Origin of the sequence: Wolbachia endosymbiont of Nasonia vitripennis, assembly GCF_048054115.1 — a bacterium.
Lineage (GTDB): Bacteria > Pseudomonadota > Alphaproteobacteria > Rickettsiales > Anaplasmataceae > Wolbachia.
Window position 1 is genome coordinate 21,417 of sequence record NZ_JAFEVF010000001.1, and the last position, 18,816, is coordinate 40,232.

At 34.1% G+C, this 18,816-nt stretch carries 14 protein-coding genes, 1 tRNA gene and 3 pseudogenes; 7 read left to right on the plus strand and 11 right to left on the minus strand.

The window, feature by feature from the left end:
• Window positions 1-58: 58 nt before the first annotated feature.
• The gene (gene fabD / locus JR053_RS00100; RefSeq protein WP_029237621.1) at window positions 59-1,024 is read left to right on the plus strand and encodes an ACP S-malonyltransferase; all 966 of its coding nucleotides are present in this window, start codon (window positions 59-61) and stop codon (window positions 1,022-1,024) included.
• 168 nt (window positions 1,025-1,192) lie between these two features.
• Window positions 1,193-2,141, plus strand: a pseudogene (locus JR053_RS00105) (IS5 family transposase).
• Window positions 2,142-2,330: 189 nt separating this feature from the next.
• Here the strand turns inward: JR053_RS00105 and gpmI are convergent.
• Window positions 2,331-3,827 carry a 2,3-bisphosphoglycerate-independent phosphoglycerate mutase gene (gene gpmI, locus JR053_RS00110; RefSeq protein WP_010402794.1) on the minus strand — a complete coding sequence of 499 codons (1,497 nt, stop codon included), beginning with the start codon at window positions 3,825-3,827 and terminating at the stop codon, window positions 2,331-2,333.
• A gap of 195 nt (window positions 3,828-4,022) precedes the next feature.
• On the opposite strand from gpmI, the gene JR053_RS00115 reads away from it, so the two are divergent.
• Window positions 4,023-4,757 (plus strand): leucine-rich repeat domain-containing protein, encoded by a 735-nt coding sequence (locus JR053_RS00115; protein ID WP_010402792.1) that lies wholly within the window; start codon window positions 4,023-4,025, stop codon window positions 4,755-4,757.
• Window positions 4,758-4,844: 87 nt separating this feature from the next.
• Here the strand turns inward: JR053_RS00115 and JR053_RS00120 are convergent.
• Window positions 4,845-4,916 (minus strand) — tRNA-Asn (locus JR053_RS00120).
• A 476-nt stretch (window positions 4,917-5,392) separates the two neighbouring features.
• Complete coding sequence (gene purH / locus JR053_RS00125) at window positions 5,393-6,913, minus strand: bifunctional phosphoribosylaminoimidazolecarboxamide formyltransferase/IMP cyclohydrolase (protein ID WP_006013536.1); 1,521 nt, start codon at window positions 6,911-6,913, stop codon at window positions 5,393-5,395.
• Window positions 6,914-7,065: 152 nt separating this feature from the next.
• Between purH and JR053_RS00130 the strand changes: the two are divergent.
• A pseudogene (locus JR053_RS00130) lies at window positions 7,066-7,221 on the plus strand (WPE palindromic element domain-containing protein); the annotation flags it as partial.
• An 87-nt stretch (window positions 7,222-7,308) separates the two neighbouring features.
• On the opposite strand, the gene fmt reads toward JR053_RS00130, so the two are convergent.
• The 6 genes from fmt to JR053_RS00160 all read right to left on the minus strand — a co-directional run bounded on the left by fmt (window position 7,309) and on the right by JR053_RS00160 (window position 11,560).
• On the minus strand, window positions 7,309-8,208 hold the full coding sequence (gene fmt, locus JR053_RS00135; RefSeq protein ID WP_029237620.1) for a methionyl-tRNA formyltransferase: 900 nt from the start codon (window positions 8,206-8,208) through the stop codon (window positions 7,309-7,311).
• A gap of 12 nt (window positions 8,209-8,220) precedes the next feature.
• A complete protein-coding gene (rplT, locus tag JR053_RS00140) occupies window positions 8,221-8,577 on the minus strand; it encodes a 50S ribosomal protein L20 (RefSeq protein WP_010402775.1) in 357 nt (118 codons plus the stop codon).
• 21 nt (window positions 8,578-8,598) lie between these two features.
• Entirely contained in the window at window positions 8,599-8,805 is a 207-nt protein-coding gene (gene rpmI / locus JR053_RS00145; RefSeq protein WP_010402777.1) for a 50S ribosomal protein L35, read from the minus strand.
• A 98-nt stretch (window positions 8,806-8,903) separates the two neighbouring features.
• Window positions 8,904-9,347, minus strand: coding sequence for a PAS domain-containing protein (locus JR053_RS00150; protein ID WP_007302082.1), 444 nt, complete (start codon window positions 9,345-9,347; stop codon window positions 8,904-8,906).
• Window positions 9,348-9,552: 205 nt separating this feature from the next.
• Window positions 9,553-10,314 carry a hypothetical protein gene (locus JR053_RS00155; RefSeq protein ID WP_010402780.1) on the minus strand — a complete coding sequence of 254 codons (762 nt, stop codon included), beginning with the start codon at window positions 10,312-10,314 and terminating at the stop codon, window positions 9,553-9,555.
• Between the two features lie 289 nt (window positions 10,315-10,603).
• Window positions 10,604-11,560: a hypothetical protein gene (locus JR053_RS00160; protein ID WP_010402782.1), complete on the minus strand. Its 957-nt coding sequence runs from the start codon at window positions 11,558-11,560 to the stop codon at window positions 10,604-10,606.
• A 218-nt stretch (window positions 11,561-11,778) separates the two neighbouring features.
• On the opposite strand from JR053_RS00160, the gene alaS reads away from it, so the two are divergent.
• The gene (gene alaS, locus JR053_RS00165) at window positions 11,779-14,352 is read left to right on the plus strand and encodes an alanine--tRNA ligase (protein ID WP_010402784.1); all 2,574 of its coding nucleotides are present in this window, start codon (window positions 11,779-11,781) and stop codon (window positions 14,350-14,352) included.
• Between the two features lie 142 nt (window positions 14,353-14,494).
• Here alaS and JR053_RS00170 read toward each other — a convergent pair whose 3' ends face one another.
• Complete coding sequence (locus JR053_RS00170; protein ID WP_416603176.1) at window positions 14,495-15,583, minus strand: IS481 family transposase; 1,089 nt, start codon at window positions 15,581-15,583, stop codon at window positions 14,495-14,497.
• A gap of 58 nt (window positions 15,584-15,641) precedes the next feature.
• Window positions 15,642-16,378 (minus strand): annotated as a pseudogene (locus tag JR053_RS00175) (IS5 family transposase).
• A 189-nt stretch (window positions 16,379-16,567) separates the two neighbouring features.
• Between JR053_RS00175 and JR053_RS00180 the strand changes: the two are divergent.
• A complete protein-coding gene (locus JR053_RS00180; RefSeq protein ID WP_010402256.1) occupies window positions 16,568-18,367 on the plus strand; it encodes a peptidylprolyl isomerase in 1,800 nt (599 codons plus the stop codon).
• 134 nt (window positions 18,368-18,501) lie between these two features.
• Window positions 18,502-18,816, plus strand: coding sequence for a 30S ribosomal protein S16 (gene rpsP / locus JR053_RS00185; RefSeq protein ID WP_006015540.1), 315 nt, complete (start codon window positions 18,502-18,504; stop codon window positions 18,814-18,816).

Consider the following 18,816-nt stretch of genomic DNA (forward strand, 5'->3'; position numbering starts at 1 on the left):
GAAATATTGACAAAAAATAAATAAAGTAGTATTCTCAATGAAGAATGAAAAATTTTTTATGATTTTTGCTTTTCCTGGTCAGGGCTCCCAATTTGTAGGAATGGGAAAGAGCTTATATGATGAATTTTCAGTTGCAAGGAACGTATTTGATGAAGTAGATGACATATTGGGTAGAAAGCTGTCTCATTTGATTTTCAATGGCCCTATTGAGAAATTAACCATCACGGAAAACGCTCAGCCAGCTATAATGGCAGTGTCAATTGCAACGCTACGTGTTATGAAGCACGTATTTGGTGAATCTCTTTACAGCGTTCAGTATGTTTGTGGGCATTCAGTTGGCGAGTATACAGCGCTGTGTGCTGCAGGGGCATTGACGCTTGAGTCTGCGGTCAAATTGCTAAAAGTTCGTAGCGAAGCAATGCATGAAGCTTCACTGAAATGTAAAGGTGGAATGGTTGCGCTACTTGGAGCAGAAATAAGCGAAGTAGAAGGTATATTAAAATCAGCTCAAATTAATTGTGAAATTGCAAACGATAATGGTGGTGGGCAGGTAGTGGTGAGTGGTACTGCAGAGGCTCTTGAGGTCTTACCTGATTTATTCAAAAACTCAAGTGTCAAGAAAATGATAAAATTACAAGTTAGTGGGCCTTTTCATTCATCTTTTATGAAACCTGCTGATGAAAAACTTCTGGAATTTTTAAAAAGCATCAACATAACTCGCCCTTCGATTCCTTTTGTATCAAACGTTACAGCTAAGGAAGAAAGTGATCCAGAGATCATAAGAGCTTTGCTCGCTAAGCAAGTTGTAAGTAGAGTAAGATGGAGAGAGATGGTTTTATATATGACAAGCCATGGCACTAATAAGTTTGTTGAAGTTGGTCCTAACAAAGTTTTATCCAATTTAGTTAAAAGAATTGACCAATCTATCAGTGTGAAAAATATAGATAGTATTGGTGATATTAATAGCTTCTTTGATGAATCATTAGTACTAACAGCGAAAAATTTAAAAGTTGGGTTAAGTTAAAGCATATCTATGTAATATCATTCAAGTAGCTAACACTAGTTCCTTTATGATGGTGTCATCCCAGTGCTTGGCACTGGGATGGCTTTGTTGCATAGGTCAAATAAAAAGAACTGGCAGTTACTGACAAAATTCACTATAAGACAAGCATTTAACCTACTAAAGAAAAATATGCCACAAAAAATGAGAGTCAGTAACTGCCATGAATATAACAAATTTCTCCAAGAGAGGGGAAATATTTTTTATTACGTCAATGATGCCATAGAAAATTGGTACGAAAAAGGTCCAAAAATGGCTGGTGGCAACTATATTTATAGCGATAAGGTCGTGATTCTGGTTCACATAATAACTTATTTATTTAGAATAGGTCTGAGACAAACAGCGGGATTTATAGCAGGGTACCTTGAGCAAGTAAGGAAAAACTTGCAAGTTATTAGCTATTCCCAGGCCTCAAGAAGGCTTAAAAAACTTAACATCAAAATTAATGATCGAAGACATGATAAAAATAATACAGAAGATATTGAGATTGCCATAGATAGTACTGATCTACAATAATATTCCAGGTCATAGCAAGGCAAATGGTACAGATAGAAAGTATCGCCGCTATGAGCAAACAAGAAAACTGCATGTAATGCTAGAGATAGGTAGCAAAAAAGTTATAGCAGCAAAATACAGTGGCGGAGTTTATTCTGACCACTATGGAGCATGTGATCTTATTGCAAGGATTGATGTTAAATATAATATAAGCACACTATATGCAGACAGGGCATATAATCGAAAGAAGTTATACAAACTGTGCGATGAGCTTGACATAAAGACAAGGATTCCTCCGCAAAATAATGCAGTAGAGCATCCAAAGTTGGATTATATGGATGAGAGAAATTCTACAATCAAGCTCATAAAGTCATATGATGAAGATGGTATGAAGAGGTGGAAAAAAGAGATAAATTATGGGAAGAGATCTTATATAGAAAGTTTTTTCTCGCGACTGAAGCAAACATTTGGTTTTAGTTTTAGAAACAAATCTGAGGTTAATCGTGAGAGAGAACTGCTACTCAAGTGTTATTTGCTTAACAAATTTACTGATATAGGCATGGCTAAATTTGAGATAGCTTCATGAATTTATTCCACGTTACCTATTATCCGAAGAGTGATGCAACAAAGCCCGCTGGAATCCAGGAATCAAGAAGCCAGTGTCAAGCACTGAGATGACACCGAATGGGCTACCTAAACGACAAGGGGCTGTTTGAATAGCACCCTTCCGGTGTCTCAAACTACAACAGTTGTGAATAGAGAGTAATACGAAAAATTATACAATCAACGAACTACCTGTCATTTCATTTGGCTTTTTGAGTCCAAGTAGCTGTAAAATAGTAGGAGCAATATCAGATAATTTTCCATCTCTCAGTTTTAAATTTTCACAAGATATAATAAATGGAACTTTATTTAGAGTGTGCGCTGTGTGAGGTGTGTTATTTTCTTCATCGAACATACATTCCACATTACCATGGTCTGCTGTAACAATGAGTGCAGTATTACCCACTTCTTTGACAACGCTGAGTACTTTTGCAAGGCAATCATCTACAGCAAGCACAGCTTGCTCGGCTGCTTTTATATTACCTGTGTGTCCCACCATATCAGGGTTAGCGTAGTTTACAACTATCAGCGCAAATTCTTGAGAATGAATTTTTTTTACAAGCTCTTCTGTGAGCTCAAAGGCTGACATTTTAGGCTGCAAATCATAAGTTTTAACTTTTGGTGAAGGAATTAGTATTCTTTCTTCACCAGAAAAAGGTTCTTCTCTTCCACAATTAAAAAAGAAAGTCACATGCGCATATTTCTCAGTTTCTGCAATGCGCAGTTGCCGTAATTTATTGTCTTCTATTATCTGTCCCAAAGTGTTGGCAAAAGATTCAGGAGGAAAGAGATAAGGGATTTTTAAGTCCGCTTTATATTGCATCATACTTAAAATTGAAGAGAATTTTGCCACTTCAGTATAGCCTGCTTTACCAAGACAAATACTTGCCAATTGTATCATTCGATCAGCACGAAAGTTAGCCAATAGCAATCCATCTTCTGGTTTTATACCTTGATAATCTCCTATTATTGCGGGCCTGATAAATTCATCGGTTATATTATTTTGATAATTTTCATCAATAAGCGATACTGCATCATCATAACGAGGCGCCTTTGCAAATGCGATGGCTTCATAAGCTTCAATTGTTCTTTCCCACCTATTATCACGGTCCATAGCATAATAACGCCCAGAGACAGTGGCGATTCTTATATCATTTTCCTTTATGCTTTCTGTAAATTCTTGAATGCATCTTTTCCCTGAATTTAGCAGTGTGTCTCTGCCATCTAAAAATGCGTGTATTACAACTTTAATTCCGCGCTGTGATATCTTGTTTGCTAAAGCTGAAATGTGCTTTTGATGCGAATGAACACCGCCATCTGATATCAATCCCATTATATGGCATATGCCATTCTTACTTTTTAGATCATTAATAAAATTCTGTAGATTTGCATTATTTTCTATCGTTTCGATTGCTTGATTAATACGCTGAAGGCTTTGCATTACCACTCTACCGCTACCAATATTCATGTGACCAACTTCTGAATTGCCTATTTGGCCTTCTGGTAATCCAACATCAGTTCCACAGGCAGATAAACTGCACTTTGGATAATTAGAGCTAATATGTTGCCAACAAGGTGGATTTGAATTGCTAATAGCATTGTATTTACTATTTTCTATTCCATTACCCCAGCCATCTAGTATACATAAAACGACTGATTTAAAGTTCATATAAAAGTTAACATCGAAACCCTCAATGGTACCAAAAACAAACTCTTCTCACAACTTTTGTGTTAAAATAAGAGATAGAAAAAGCTGCTTGGAGGCAATGGTATATGAAGTTTTTCATAAAATATTTTATTAAAGTGATTGACAGTTGCTGAAGTGTTTACTAAAACACTTGCATAGCTTTAATAGTGAGGTCAAATGAGTTATAGTCAATATGTAAAGGATAATACTTTAGCAACATCAGGTGCTATAATTAATGTTGATAGATTAGTAAACTTTTTAAAAAGCAATACAAACATTACAAGACTTATTTTACGATGTTCAAAAATTAATTATGAGGTTATAAAAGAATTAGCTCAGCTTTCTCATCTTACTTCACTTGATCTAAGTTGCAGTTATGTTGGTACAGAAGGTGCAAAGATTTTAGCAAGCGGGAATCTTATAAATCTTACTTCGCTTGATTTAGGAGGAAACGAAATTGGTGATGAAGGTGTAGAGGCTTTAGCCAGTGGAAATCTTACAAGTCTTACTGAGCTTAAATTATATGATAATAAAATTGGCGATAGGGGGGCAAAAGCTTTAGCAAGTGGAAACCTTAAAAAGCTTACTTTACTGAGTTTAGGATGGAATGAAATCAGTAATGAAGGTGCAGAGGCTTTAGCAAGTGGAAATCTTAAAAATCTTATTACACTTAAAGTATATGATAACAGCATTAATTACAGAGGTGCACAGACTTTGGCGAGTGGAAATTTGGTGCGTCTTACTTCGCTCATTTACAATTATTGCAGTATTGATGAAACATTGCCAAAAAATGTCCTTCCTCAATTAAAAAGGAAATGTAATAAAAGAAAAATAGGAGAGGAGCCAGATAGCAAGCTAAGTGAAGCGCAGACATCTTTGCATTTTGACAGTAAAGGCTTTAAACCTATATAACTTCACACGTTTTGTCTGTTTAAGAGACAAAAAAAAGGTAGTGAATTTTGGGCTAAAAGTGAAATGTACAGATTGTATAAAATAGTGCTCCCCGGGCCGGATTCGAACCAGCGACCAATTGGTTAACAGCCAACTGCTCTACCACTGAGCTACCGAGGAATAAACTGCTTTCAACTTATCACATTGAACGCCGATTGTAAACGATTTTTATGTAGACTTTAGACCTAGATATCATTCCAGTGCATGGAGCTGTAATCCAGTCTTTCTTACCAACAAAAACTTAGAATAACTTTTGTTCTTAAAAAATTTCTAGATTCCAGACTCATGTTTCAATGTTAAACAAGGTACAATAGAATTGAGTAGGGTAATTTCTAGGGAATTATTCTATTCTAGAAAAAGTAAAATGTCATCCAGATAGACTAATGTACAAGGTAAGCTGAATGTCTATAAGGAAAAACAGCAAGGCATTTTAGGATTTGCTATAAATCGCATCAGGAGCTCAAGAGTACAGCTTACAATTACAGATAGGTATAGTTGAGTTTAAAGTAACTACATAAATTTACTACAATTTTCATACCTATAAGCTGCTATGCAACAAAGCCCTGTGTGGGTATAATTTTGACAGGATACAAAGCTTAATGGAGAAAGTTACGAACATCAGTGAAAAACATGGCAATTTTATTCTCATTTGCAGCTGCTATCACGTCTTGATCTTTCAATGAGCCACCTGGCTGAATTATAGCTGTAATTCCATGCTTTGCACTTTCTACTATACTATCTGGAAATGGAAAAAATGCATCCGAAGCAAGCGCTGCGCCTTTACATTTTTCACCTGCTTTTTTTACTGCAATATTCACACTATCTATTCTGCTTGTTTGTCCTGCACCGATGCCAATAGCACAACCGTCTTTTGCTATCACTATTGCATTGGATTTTACATGTTTACATATTTTCCAAGCAAAAATAAGATCTTCCTTCTCTTTTTTTGTTGTAGTGCATTCTGTCACTCGGTTTATTTCTTCTACTTTTACTGTATGGTTATTATTTTCTTGCACTAAGAAGCCGCCAACAACATTTTTGATTTGATATTTTGCATTTTGCTGAAGAGATTGATGAATAATCACTCTTAAATTTTTCTTTTTTTGTAAAATTTTTAGTGCCTCATTGTTTACCGATGGTGCTATCACCACTTCCAAAAATATCTCGTTTAATTTCTCTGCTAGCTTTAAATCTATCTCCCGATTGAAAGCAACTATTCCACCAAAACTGCTTATTTCATCACATGATAGAGCTTTTTCATATGCTTTTAAAGCACTATCACTAACAGCAGCGCCACATGGATTATTGTGCTTTATTATCACTGCTGCAGGTTCTTGAAACTCAGAAATTATGTTAAGTGCAGACTCTATGTCGACTATATTATTATAGCTCAACTCTTTTCCATGTATTTTCTCCAGTGGATACTTGCTAAATTGATTGCTATAAAATGCAGCTTTTTGATGAGGATTTTCACCATATCTGAGTCCTTGTGCTTTACATCCATATAAAGTAAAAAACTCTGGTAACTCATTGCTTTTACCCTGTGATAAAAACCAATTGTAAATATTAGAATCATACTGTGCAGTCAGAGCAAATGCTTTAGTTGCTAGATGTTTTCTATATTCTAATGTTGTCTGATTGTTATTTTTGATCATCTCAGCTTTCAGTGTTTCGTAATCTTGAATGCTAGAAATCACTGAAGTGAAATGAAAGTTTTTTGCTGTAGCTCTAATTAATGCTACTCCACCTATATCTATTTGTTCTATGATTTGCTTCTCACTTGAGTTGCTATTAACCGTTTTCCAAAATGGATATAAGTTAGTTATAAGCAGATCTATCGGCTTAATTTCTAGATTCTGCATTTCCTTTTCGTGCCTTTTTCGATCACAGAGTATTCCTCCATGAATTTTAGGATGTAAAGTTTTCACTCTGCCATCTAGTATTTCTGGAAATTGTGTGTAATCTGAAACTTCTTGCGTTTTTATTCCCGCACCTGATAGCACTTTATAAGTATTCCCTGTTGAGAGAATTTCTATTTGTTGCTGCATCAAAAACGATGCAAGTTCAATTATATTTGTCTTATCGTATACTGATATTAAAGCTCTTTTAATTTTCATATGGAAGGTTTCTTAAGATTATATCTAAGAAAAGAAAATTTGTCTATATATAGCTACTACGTCATACCACTGCGGTATCTCGTTGTAGATTCCGCTAACAAGCACATAGCTGTACGAACATTGTGATACAAGAGACCAAGAAAGATGTCATCCCAGTCCCCAGACACTGGGATCCAGAAAACTTCACTTTAAATGAGCACACCAGGTGGCTGTACAATAGAAACTGGATTCCAGTGTCAAGCACTGGAATGACACCATCTACTACTCAAATTACCTGCAAATTGCAATGTTCGTACACCAAAACGCGGTATCTTGTTGTAGATTCCGCTAACAAGCAGCGGAATACCAAATTGTAGAAGTTGCTTTAGCTCTCCTCACCCTCCTTTCAAAGTAGTCTATTCTATAAATTTTTTTGTTAAACTTGATTTTAAGCCACGAACAAAATCTTTAATATCGCAAGGATTTCTTCCTTCCATTTGTACAACTTTAGGAATTAAAGTACCACCTTTTAAACTTATATGCATATTATCATTAATGATCTCACCTTGTCCTGAAGTGAAGGCTTCAAATTCAGCATCAAGTATCTTGATACGTTTATTCTCTACCTTAATGAATGCTTTTGGATAAAATGCTTTAACCTTTCTATAAGCAATTTCACAGGCGTCACTTGCGTAAATTTTATAGTCTTTTACTTTGTCAGCATAGCACGCATCGTTATCGCTCTGTTTTAAGGGAACTTGCTTTTCAATTTCGTTTAGTACTTTCAGCAGTAAATCACTACCTAATTCAGACAATTTATCATACAACGTCTTATAATTATCGCTTTTTTCAATAAGAAATTTTTTCTGTTTTAAAATAGGGCCAGAATCTAATCCTTCATCTAGCTGCATAATGCTAACTCCGGTTTCTTGATCTCCGGCTAAAATTGTGTGCTGTATCGGAGCTGCACCGCGCCACCTAGGCAGCAATGATGGATGAATATTAATACAACCATATTTGGGAATATTTAAAATTTCTTTTGGAAGTATCAATCCATACGCAGCAACAACTGCAACGTCTGGCTTAAAATTTCCAAACTTTTCTTGCTCTATCGAAGATTTTAAAGAGGCAGGAGTACATACCTCTATGTCACTTTTTTCAGCAACGATGTGTACTGGGGATTTTGTTAACCTCTGCCCACGTCCAGAAGGTTTTGGAGCTTTGGTATATACTGCTACTATTTCACTCTGTAATTTCAATAGTAAGTTTAACGCACCAACAGCAAACCCCGGCGACCCCATGAAAATAATTCTCATGGTGTTTTTGCTTTAAGCTAACTTACTATTTACAATTTCTATTAATTTAGCAAAATCATCCTTATGATTAACAGCCATCTCAGCAAGAATTTTCCTATTTAAATCAATTTCAGCAAGTTTAAGACCATGCATAAATTTACCGTAAGTAAGTCCATGTTCTCTTACTGCTGCATTAATACGTATTATCCACAAACCACGAAAATCACGTTTACAGGTTCTTCTGTCTCTGTAAGCATATTGGAGTGCTTTTTCAACTCTTTGTAATGCAATTCTATAACAATTTTTTGCCCGTCCTCTATAACCCTTTGCTAGTTTCAATATTTTTTTATGACGAGCATGAGTAGTGACTCCACGTTTTACTCGAGCCATTTTTATTTTACCTCCATTTTGTTAAATACCATAAGGCATATAAAGCTTAACTATACGCGAGTCAGATTTACTAAGAATCGTCGTACCACGCTGATTACGAATATTAGATTTACTTCTCTTTACCATACCATGTCTTTTACCTGACTGAGTAGAGATGACTTTACCCTTAGCTGTAAGGTGAAAGCGCTTTTTGACAGAAGATTTGGTTTTTAATTTTATTTTCGTCATATTCTAAACAAATTTACAAACACCACTATTTAGTTCTTTATTAGTAATTAAGTATGAGTATAGATAATTTTATTAAAAAATCAAATTAAAATTGTATTTTAAAGCAGCTTGAATGTAATCACACCCAGTATATGTGTTATACCTTCTTTATCTCCAATTGGCAACAATACTTGCCTCATTTTAACACTTTCACTTTCTTCCTCTTCGTTAATTGAGCATTTACTCTCTATTACAGTCTCAAGTTTATCAATAACTGCATCTATTTTATATAGCCGCAAAAATGGTGCATCAATTGCATACTTATCATCGATGTACATCTTTTTTTCAAAACCATAGAATTCAATAGCTTTTTCTCCTGCATTTTCACAAATATAACCTCGATCTTTAACTTCAATGATAAAACAATGCTGCCATGACTCCATGATTTCTGCAGTGTCTATTTCATGTCTTTCTGGCCATTCTCTATCTGATCCTTTTATATCACTCCAATGTTGAGTAACTATATTCACTATTCTTCTTTCTTTGCCTGCATAATTTTCCATTCGAAATTCCACATATAAAACACAGATATGAGGTAAATTTATCGTGAATGTATTGATTTTTTCTTACTAAAGGATGTAGATTATTGAAAATTCTCATCCTGTTTACACAACAGGTAATGATAAATTAAGTATAATAATTAGAGCATAAAAATTATTAAATGAGGAAACTGTGAAATAAAAAAATTCTATTTTTGCAATATTTTGGCTAACGAATAGAATTAGTTCCACTTTCTAAAGTTATTGCACTTAATAAATAACTAGATGGAGTTTCTTCCTTAGCACTACTATGGCTTTTATTTTTTCTATTATAAAACCAACATTTAAATGGTACAGCTGCTGCGATAGCTGCTACCAAAGCTACTGCTACTGCTAACATACCTACTGTGAACACTATATTATTTTTCTCGTTTGAAGGTGTTTCCAATAATTTAAACCCTCTCAAGTTTGTATCATGAATCATAGGATTACCCAAAATATTCGTCGTATTTTGAACACTTTCTATATTTCGCATTGTAATTCCATTGCTAGCGTTTGATTTTTTCATTTCTTCCATTACTTGTTTTAAGTTTGGTAGTTCTGTTGTTGTATTTTCAATATCACCAGCTTCCAGCTTTTGCAAGTTCTCATTACTCAAAAACTCTTTGAGATACTTTTCATAAAACTCTTTGGCATTATATCTTTTATAACTTCGTATTTTCCCACTCTTGAGATCAGAAACAATATCATCAATCATCACTTTTGGATTTTCTGCATGCACTATTTCTCCTTCAGCAACAAGAATACGATAAGATGTATCGTCAAGCATACATACATACTTAAGTTTTAAATCACCTCCTCCCAATAGAAAATATATTGTTCTGTTTTGTTCTACATCTCGCAATTCTGATTCAATACTAATCCATCTATTCCTTTTTTCCTTATTGATTGATCTTTTTTTTCCTACAGTATTTTTAAATCTTCTTGACATATATGACCCCCAAGCTGACCAATATTTCCTTATGTATAAAAGATAAATTATTTAAGTCCACATCTTTTCACTAAGATTTTTATATTTTTATTATACTAAATAATACATATATTAATATCTGAATTTCTCATTGCAATTTATTATACCTTAGTAAAAACGATATAAAATTAGAGAAAGAGTTATAAAATTTTTTGTAAGACAGGAAAATTTCTTCTCCTTTGGTTCCAGAGCATATAAGTGCTGTAAGAGCTAAGTTGATGGCACTGTTGTGCCATCAAACTCTGGAATCTTACTCGACACTAATCTGAGAAGATAGATGTGCTACCGATGTAGCATTGCTGAGCAAAGATTCTATTTCTGATGTAGATCCGGAATGCTCAAGTTGAGCTTGTTCAGGAAGGTTTTTCATCGCTTTTTCAACATCGTAGCTACCTTCCCTATTTTTTCTATGCCATACAAAGTATCCTAATCCTGCAAAAGCTACTGCTAGCACTCCACCAAATATACCACCAGCAATCCCTGCTATTCCTATATACTGTCCTCCATTTATTTCGGGTAATTTAGGCCCTTCCACATCTGTGCTATTAAATATAGAATGATCTAACACTTCTTGTGAATTACTATCAAAACGGGAAACACTACTTATATCTTCAGGAGTAATTCCATAACTAGCATTTGATTCTTCTATTTCATTTATTACGTCATTAATCTCTTTAGTAGTTACTTTGCTTGATGCAAAATCGAATTCTTGTTTTGTTAAAGAAGCTGATTCGATAGTTACATCTTCCTGCATCTGATAATCAATTTCTTCAGTAGTAGATTCTCTCAATTGGCTATTTTCATCAGTTCTTTCTTTTAGCTTTTTTGAACTATCCTTACCCAATTCATCTACAAGGTTTTTTAGATATATTTTCTTAAATTCTCTATAATTATATTCTTTACCTTTTTCTATTTCTCCACTCTTAAGACCTAAAATAATTCCATCTATTGTCGATTCACGAATTGCTTGAGGAATGTCTATTGAATTTACTATTCCTGTAACCAAGCCTATCTCAGCTGCTCTAGAAGATATAGAGAGGTCTTTTACTGTTAAATTCTCTCCTTTAATTAAAAATTCTACTCTTCTGTTTTGTTTTATACTTTCCAAGTCAGATACAATTCTAATTGTTGGACCATCCATCTCCTGCTTATTTGTTGTTTCTCTCTTTCGCATGCTATTCTTAGTGTTTTGGAATTTTTTTGGCATTTCACACTCCTTAAATGAATTAATAAAAGTATTATTTGAATTAACAAATACTTCTCTATGTTAGTGGATAAAATATTTAAACCTATATCTTTTTATTAAAATTTTTATATAAAAGTTACCTTTATTATACTAAGTAATGTATATATTAATATTTAGATTGATAAATTGATTTTACTTCTGTTACAACTTATTATGCATAGATAACCTCAGTAAAAACGATGAAGCTAAACGAAATTAGAGAAAGATTTATAAAATTTTTTGTAAATAATAATCATGAGCAAGTTCCTTCTTCTCCTTTGATTCCAGAGCATGATCCAACACTCATGTTTACAAATGCTGGTATGGTACAGTTCAAAAACATCTTTACCGGCACGCAAAAAACTGAAATGAAACGTGCCGTCTCAAGTCAAAAGTGTCTCAGAGCAGGTGGTAAACACAATGATCTTGAAAATGTTGGCTATACATCTCGGCATCACACATTTTTTGAAATGCTCGGAAATTTTAGCTTTGGTGATTACTTTAAAGAAACTGCGATAGAATTTGCGTGGAAATTTATTACTGAAGAATTGTCTCTTGATAAAAACAGACTATCCATAACTGTTTACCACACTGATGATGAAGCATATGAAATTTGGCGTAAGATAAGTGGCTTTTCAGATGATAAAATCATAAGAATTACAACAGATGATAACTTTTGGAGCATGGGCAATACTGGTCCATGTGGCCCATGTTCTGAAATCTTTTACGATCATGGAAATTCCGCTTTACATGAAGACGACAGAATTGTTGAAATTTGGAACCTGGTGTTCATGGAATTTAATAAAGATGAAGAAGGTAATTTACAAAAATTACCAAAAAAATGCATCGATACCGGAATGGGCCTTGAAAGAATAGCAGCTGTTATGCAGAACGTTCATGATAACTATGATATTGACCTATTTTCTGCTCTGGTAAGTAAATCGCAAGAGTACTGTGGAAATACGGAAAATAAAGTAGCTCATAAGATTATCGCAGATCACCTTCGTGCAGCTGCATTTCTCATCGCAGAAGGAGTGCTTCCTGGAAATGAAGGAAGAAATTATGTACTACGCAGATTGATCAGGAGAGCAGTACGTTATATCCACCTACTTGGATATAATGATTCTCTATTGAACCTTGTTTTTCCTGCACTCATAGATGGCACAAGTTTGGCTTATATGGGAGATGCTTATCCAGAGCTAATCAGAGCTAAAAGCTTAATAGAAACAACGTTAAAATCAGAGGAAGAAAACTTTAAAGACACTTTAATGAAAGGCATTAATCTCTTGGACAAATTCACTGCAGATTTAAAATCAGGTGACACTCTATCTGGAGAATCAGCATTCAAACTATATGACACTTATGGATTTCCTTTGGATATCACACTTGATATTTTGAAAGAAAGGAAAATAAATTTTGACCAAAAAGGTTTTGATAATGCAATGAAAGAGCAAAAAGAAAGAGCACGTGCTAATTGGACTGGATCTGGTGAAAAATCTGTTGAACAAGTATGGTTTAATTTAATCGATCAGTTTGGCAAAACGGAATTTGTTGGTTATGAACGTGATGAAGTAAAGGATGCAACAGTACTCGCAATAATTTCCTCTAAAAATGAAGTAATTGATTCTGCAAAAGAAGGAGAAAAGATAACTATTATACTTGATAAAACACCTTTTTATGGAGAGTCAGGTGGACAAGTGGGAGATATTGGAAATCTTATACAGTCTGATGGAAGTATGGTAACAGTCGAAAATACCAACAAGATTAATGACTTGTATTTGCACAGGTGCGTCGGCTCAATTTGTAAAGGTAACACAGTTACAGCTAGTATTAATAAAAAAAGAAGACAAGACTTAAGAAGAAATCATTCAGCTACACATCTTCTACACTTTGCACTCAGAAAAATCTTAGGTGATCACGTTACTCAAAAAGGTTCTCTAGTCGCACCAAATAGACTAAGATTTGACTTTAGTCACAATAAGCCAGTCACTCAGGATCAGCTGTCTTCAGTAGAAGATATAGTAAACTCTCTAATCAGAGAAAATCTTTCTACGTCCACAAAAGTTCAAGGTATGGATGAGGCAATAGACGAAGGAGCGATGGCCTTATTTGGTGAAAAATATGGTGATAATGTTAGGGTTGTAAAAATTGGAGATTCAAAAGAATTATGTGGTGGTACACACGTGGAGCGTATCGGAGAAATTGGTTTGTTTAAGATAGCAGCAGAATGTTCCGTTGCATCTCGAGTAAGAAGAATTGAAGCTTTAACCGGTCAAGAAGCAATTAATTATGTACGCAATAACGAAATTAGCTTAAAAAAAGTTGCAGAATGCGTAAAAGCACCAGTAAATGAAATAATAAGTCGACTCAGTATTTTAAGCCAGGAGCGCAAAGAATTTGAAGTCAAAATAAAAAATCTTTATAAAAAGCTTATCAGTGTAGAAACTGTAAAAAGTACCGAAATAAATGGAATAAATTTCGTAAGCCACACTTTCAATAACGTTCCAGGAAGTATAATAAGGGAATTTGCTCTACAGCAACAAAAACCGAAAACTGTAATAGCCTTCATGGTAACAGAAAAGGATAAAACAGTTTTGATTGTCAAAGTAAGTAAAGATTTAACTAATAAGATCAATGCAAAAGAGCTAGTATCTACTGTAACCAGAAGGGATTGCGGTGGAAATGCCGAACTTGCCCAAACAGGCTGTGATAACAATAAAATAGATGATGCCATTACAGCAATCCATAGCAAAATAACAGCTTGCAAAAACTAATACACCTACTACCTCGGTATCTTTTAACCGTGAACGGAATCGTCAAGGTATTATGCAAATAGGGGTAGAGAAGACTTAACTGTCAAATGAGCATATCAGGTAATAAGATGTAATAGTTTAGACTTGATCTGACAGGCATGAATTAACTGACAGAAGAATTAACAAAGTCAAAACCAAAATCAGCATCCTGTTTAATGCTATCAATATTTTTCTGATAAGCAATATGCATACTATCAAAAAAGGTTTGCATAGGAGTCTTACCATAGCAATATTTACCTGAATGTGGTCTAGATCTATTGTAAGAATGCACCCAATGGTCTACGTCTAACTGAAGTTCTGCCAAAGAGGTGTAAATTTTCTTTCTAAAGATAATATTGTAACATTCATCTTGCATAGTTCTGTGGAACCTTTCACATATGCCATTAGTCTGTGGAGAACGAGCTTTGGTTCGAGAATGATCAATATTTTCTACCCCTAAATATAGCTGGTAAGCGTGATTTTCAGGTCTGCCACAATACTCTGTACCACGATCCGTCAAAACACGTAGCAATGATACTTTCTGTTCATCAAAGAACGGTACTACCCTATCATTAAGAAGATCTGCAGCTGTGATAGCAGTCCTTTCTGTGTAAAGCTTAGCAAAAGCAACTCTGGAATAGGTATCAACAAAGGTTTGCTGGTAAATTCGTCCAATACCTTTGATATTACCAACATAATAACTGTCTTGGCTACCTAAGTATCCTGGATGCTCTGTTTCAATTTCTCCATGGGCCTCTTTTTCTTCCTTAGCCTTTTCTAGAGCTGTTATCTGTTCTTCTGTTAAAATGATACCATCCTGAGCTACTTTTGCTTCTAATGCCTTTAACCTCTTTTTAAAATTTTCAAGATCGTTTCTTTGCCACACTGATCTTATTCCACTTGCAGAGATGAGAATTCCTCTCTTTTTCAGTTCGTTTGCTGCTCTTTCTTGTCCGTATGCTGGAAACTCTATTGCTATTTCAACTACTGCTTTTTCTATATCCTCCGACACTCTATTTGCATACAATGGCTTGCTTTTGCTTATCTCGTGTAAAGCCTCTTCTCCTCCTGTTTCATACAGTTCTTTGAAGCGGTAAAATGTATCCCTTGAATATCCCATTACTTTACACGCCTGTGATACATTTCCTAATTGCTTTGCAAGTTCTAGCAATCCCAACTTTGGTTTTAGTATTTTTTCTTGTGTTGTATTCATATCTGACACTCCTTTCCTTTAAAACTTGTCTATATTTTTATCTTACTTTGTTTGCTTGTCAGATCAAGTCTAAACTATTACAATTAAGTTTACGCTCGCAATTTTTCCAAAGTCGCCTACATTTTTCCAACCAGGCAAAAGAAGATCTCTCAACAACCCATCTTTTTGGCAATACAGCAAAGGTGCTTCACCTCAACAGTTGCACCAATAGTTACTTTCATCTGTGTTGCAAAATTTTCTCCAGTGTAGCCTGCATCAACCAGTATGTTTTTAACTTCAGAGAGACTTTCTTTAGCATTTTTAACCATTGTCAAAGCACTGCTACGATCAGTTATTTCTGCCGTTGTTATATGAATTGCGTGTGTCAAACCTTGTGTATCAACTGCGATATGACGCTTTATTACTGAAATTTTCTTGCCAGCATCATAACCTTTTTCTTCAGCAGTATCGGTATTTTTTACACTTTGGGCATCAATGATGCAGAAGCTTGTTTTGGTATTCCGACCACTGTTCTCTCCAACCAATTTTTTTTAAGACAATTTCTAGAACATTTTCTCTATCTTCATTCGTTTTTTTACTCCATTTCTTGAAGTAATCGTAAAAATTTCGCCATCTTGGAAACTCTTTTGGAAGCATTCGCCATTGACAGCCACTTTTTAGTACATAAAGCACACCACAAAATAACTCATATAAACCTAATCTTCTTGGCTTTGTTTTCTTTCGCACGCTTTCTAAAATTAGTCTAATCTTTTCGAATTTTTCACAACTTATGTCACTTGGATATGTATTCCTCATACTTTACCTCATGTCAACTATACCTCATCTTAACATATTCAGAGATCACTTACAGGCTCTTAGGTTAATATAAGCTTCCATTCAATTTAATACACTACAATATTACATATATTAGCTAATTTGTTAATAGATTTACAAATATTAAATTATTGCTATTCTAAATTTAAGTGTTAGTTAACTGAGTTTACAATGAGTATTAGAAATTTTTTTACCAAGGCAATCGTTCTCCTTTTAGTTTGCTTATTAATCTTTATGGGGATTGGCAATCTTTTATCAAATGATGATGAAAGGAAAGAATTAGCTAAAGTAGGAAAGGAAGTTATAACATCAGATGAATATAAATTACTATATCAAAATTATGAAAAGCAAATTTCTGGATCTGATGTAAGTAAAGAACAAGTAAAAAAGCTGAAATATGATTTACTTAACGCACTTATAGAGCAAAAGCTATTGTTTAACCTAATTAGCGAACTTGGATTAAAAGTTGGAGAAGAATCTATCAAAAGCCATATAAAAAATACCAAGTATTTTCAGGACGATAAAGGAGAATTTGACCATAATAAATTCCATCAAACTCTAAATAGCCTGCATATAACAGAAAAGGAATATATAGAAAAACTAGAGAAAATCCTGCCTGCAATGATGTTCATGACTTCGTTATTTAAAGATAATTATCCGGTAACTTTTGGTGAGGGTGTTGATGAGCAGATATACAAAAATCGCTACCAAACTAGAGTAGTTGATATTGTTAAAATAACTGAGGATGCAATTACAGACGTTCCTGAACCAGATGATCAAGCCTTACTTGATTTGTATGAAAGAAATAAGTCCAATTTTTATTACCCTGAGTATCGAACTGCGCAATACATTTCTCTGGATCAAAAATATTTTGAAGATCAAATCAGAATTTCAGATGAAGAGGTTGATAGTATAATAGAACATCAGGAACTTAAAAATCAAAGAGACATATTTAATGTGATATTTCCTACCAAAGAAAAAGCTGAAATAGCAAGAAGAGCACTTGAAGAAAGTAAAGCAAGCTTTGAACAAATAATAGAAGAGTTTAATAAAGTGAAACTCGATGAAACCAGAGTAAATAATATAACTAAGGATTTCTTACCTGAAAATATGAGAGAAAAGGTATTTGCTCTCAAAACAGGTGAAGTAAGTGAAGTTTTAACAAGCAATTTTGGATGGCACGTAATAAAGGTAGAAAGCATACATCAAATCTCTGATGAAGACTTGGTTGATTTAAAAAAAGACATAAGGTCAGTTTTAACCAATCAAAAGTCTTTTGAAAAAGTCAATGATTTCATAAATCAAGTGAATTATAAGATATACAATGGTGCAACGATTGAAGAAATCTCCAATAATTACAATTTACCTATACAAACTATTGGTCCAGTAGATGCTAGTGGAAAAGACCAAAGTGGTAATGAAGTAGGAAATTCCAGTGATTTCATTTCTTTCATTTTTTCACGCGAGAAAGATCAGAAGAATTATTTTAAGGGTGTTGGAGATACTGTTGTTGGTGTAAAAATCAGTGATATCGTTCCTCCTAAATTACAAAATTTTGAAGAAAGTAGGGAATCAGCCATAAAGCTTTGGCGTAGTGAATTTATAAAAGAAAGAATGTTTAAAATGGGACAAGAAGTAGCAATTCAACTAAGAGAAAAGACAGATTTGGAAGAAATGCAAGGTATAAAATTGGTTAAAGGCCAGCAAATACAACGCAATGAACAAAACTACCCTTTTTCTTTCATAGAAGAGATTTTCAATATGAAAACAACTAATTCGGTAACAGATCCTATTCAATACAATAATGAAATTATAATAGGCGTTCTAAAACAAATGCATTCATCAAATGGTAAATTAAACATGCTTGACACCGGAAAACGTGTGATGATATCGCTAAAGGAACAGTTAATTAGCTATCTAAAATCAAAGTATAGAGTAGAAGTTAATCATGCTATGATTGATGATATATAAAAAAGTTTATTATCTTCCTTTTATGAGTGATTGGAGGGGGCTATATTGTATTTTTAGGTAAAAGAGGTACAATTAGTTTGACTTGAGCTGTTTATTGTATTTAAATTGTAATTAATATATGAATAAAGGTTGACATGGCAGTTAAAATAAGGTTAGCAAGGTTTGGGGCAAAGAAACGTCCTTTTTATAGGATAGTTGTAGCCGATTCACGAGCACCAAGAGATGGGCGCTTTATTGAGAGAATAGGACAATATGATCCAATGTTGCCAAAAGACAATAAAAATCGTGTTGTGGTAAAAGCTGATAGATTAAAACATTGGCTAAGTGTAGGAGCGCAAGCAACTGAAAGGGTAATGTGGTTCATTAAAAAAGGCATAGTAGATTTAGAAACAGAATCGAAAAAAATAGAAAAGAAAAAAGTTGAGAAAGTACAAGGGCAAGAAGCATAA

Coding starts and splice junctions, on each gene's coding strand:
- fabD (WP_029237621.1), top strand. CDS start 59: ATGATTTTTGCTTTTCCTGGTCAGGGCTCCCAATTTGTAGGAATGGGA.
- gpmI (WP_010402794.1), bottom strand. CDS start 3,827: ATGAACTTTAAATCAGTCGTTTTATGTATACTAGATGGCTGGGGTAAT.
- JR053_RS00115 (WP_010402792.1), top strand. CDS start 4,023: ATGAGTTATAGTCAATATGTAAAGGATAATACTTTAGCAACATCAGGT.
- purH (WP_006013536.1), bottom strand. CDS start 6,913: ATGAAAATTAAAAGAGCTTTAATATCAGTATACGATAAGACAAATATA.
- fmt (WP_029237620.1), bottom strand. CDS start 8,208: ATGAGAATTATTTTCATGGGGTCGCCGGGGTTTGCTGTTGGTGCGTTA.
- rplT (WP_010402775.1), bottom strand. CDS start 8,577: ATGGCTCGAGTAAAACGTGGAGTCACTACTCATGCTCGTCATAAAAAA.
- rpmI (WP_010402777.1), bottom strand. CDS start 8,805: ATGACGAAAATAAAATTAAAAACCAAATCTTCTGTCAAAAAGCGCTTT.
- JR053_RS00150 (WP_007302082.1), bottom strand. CDS start 9,347: ATGGAAAATTATGCAGGCAAAGAAAGAAGAATAGTGAATATAGTTACT.
- JR053_RS00155 (WP_010402780.1), bottom strand. CDS start 10,314: ATGTCAAGAAGATTTAAAAATACTGTAGGAAAAAAAAGATCAATCAAT.
- JR053_RS00160 (WP_010402782.1), bottom strand. CDS start 11,560: ATGCCAAAAAAATTCCAAAACACTAAGAATAGCATGCGAAAGAGAGAA.
- alaS (WP_010402784.1), top strand. CDS start 11,779: ATGAAGCTAAACGAAATTAGAGAAAGATTTATAAAATTTTTTGTAAAT.
- JR053_RS00170 (WP_416603176.1), bottom strand. CDS start 15,583: ATGAATACAACACAAGAAAAAATACTAAAACCAAAGTTGGGATTGCTA.
- JR053_RS00180 (WP_010402256.1), top strand. CDS start 16,568: ATGAGTATTAGAAATTTTTTTACCAAGGCAATCGTTCTCCTTTTAGTT.
- rpsP (WP_006015540.1), top strand. CDS start 18,502: ATGGCAGTTAAAATAAGGTTAGCAAGGTTTGGGGCAAAGAAACGTCCT.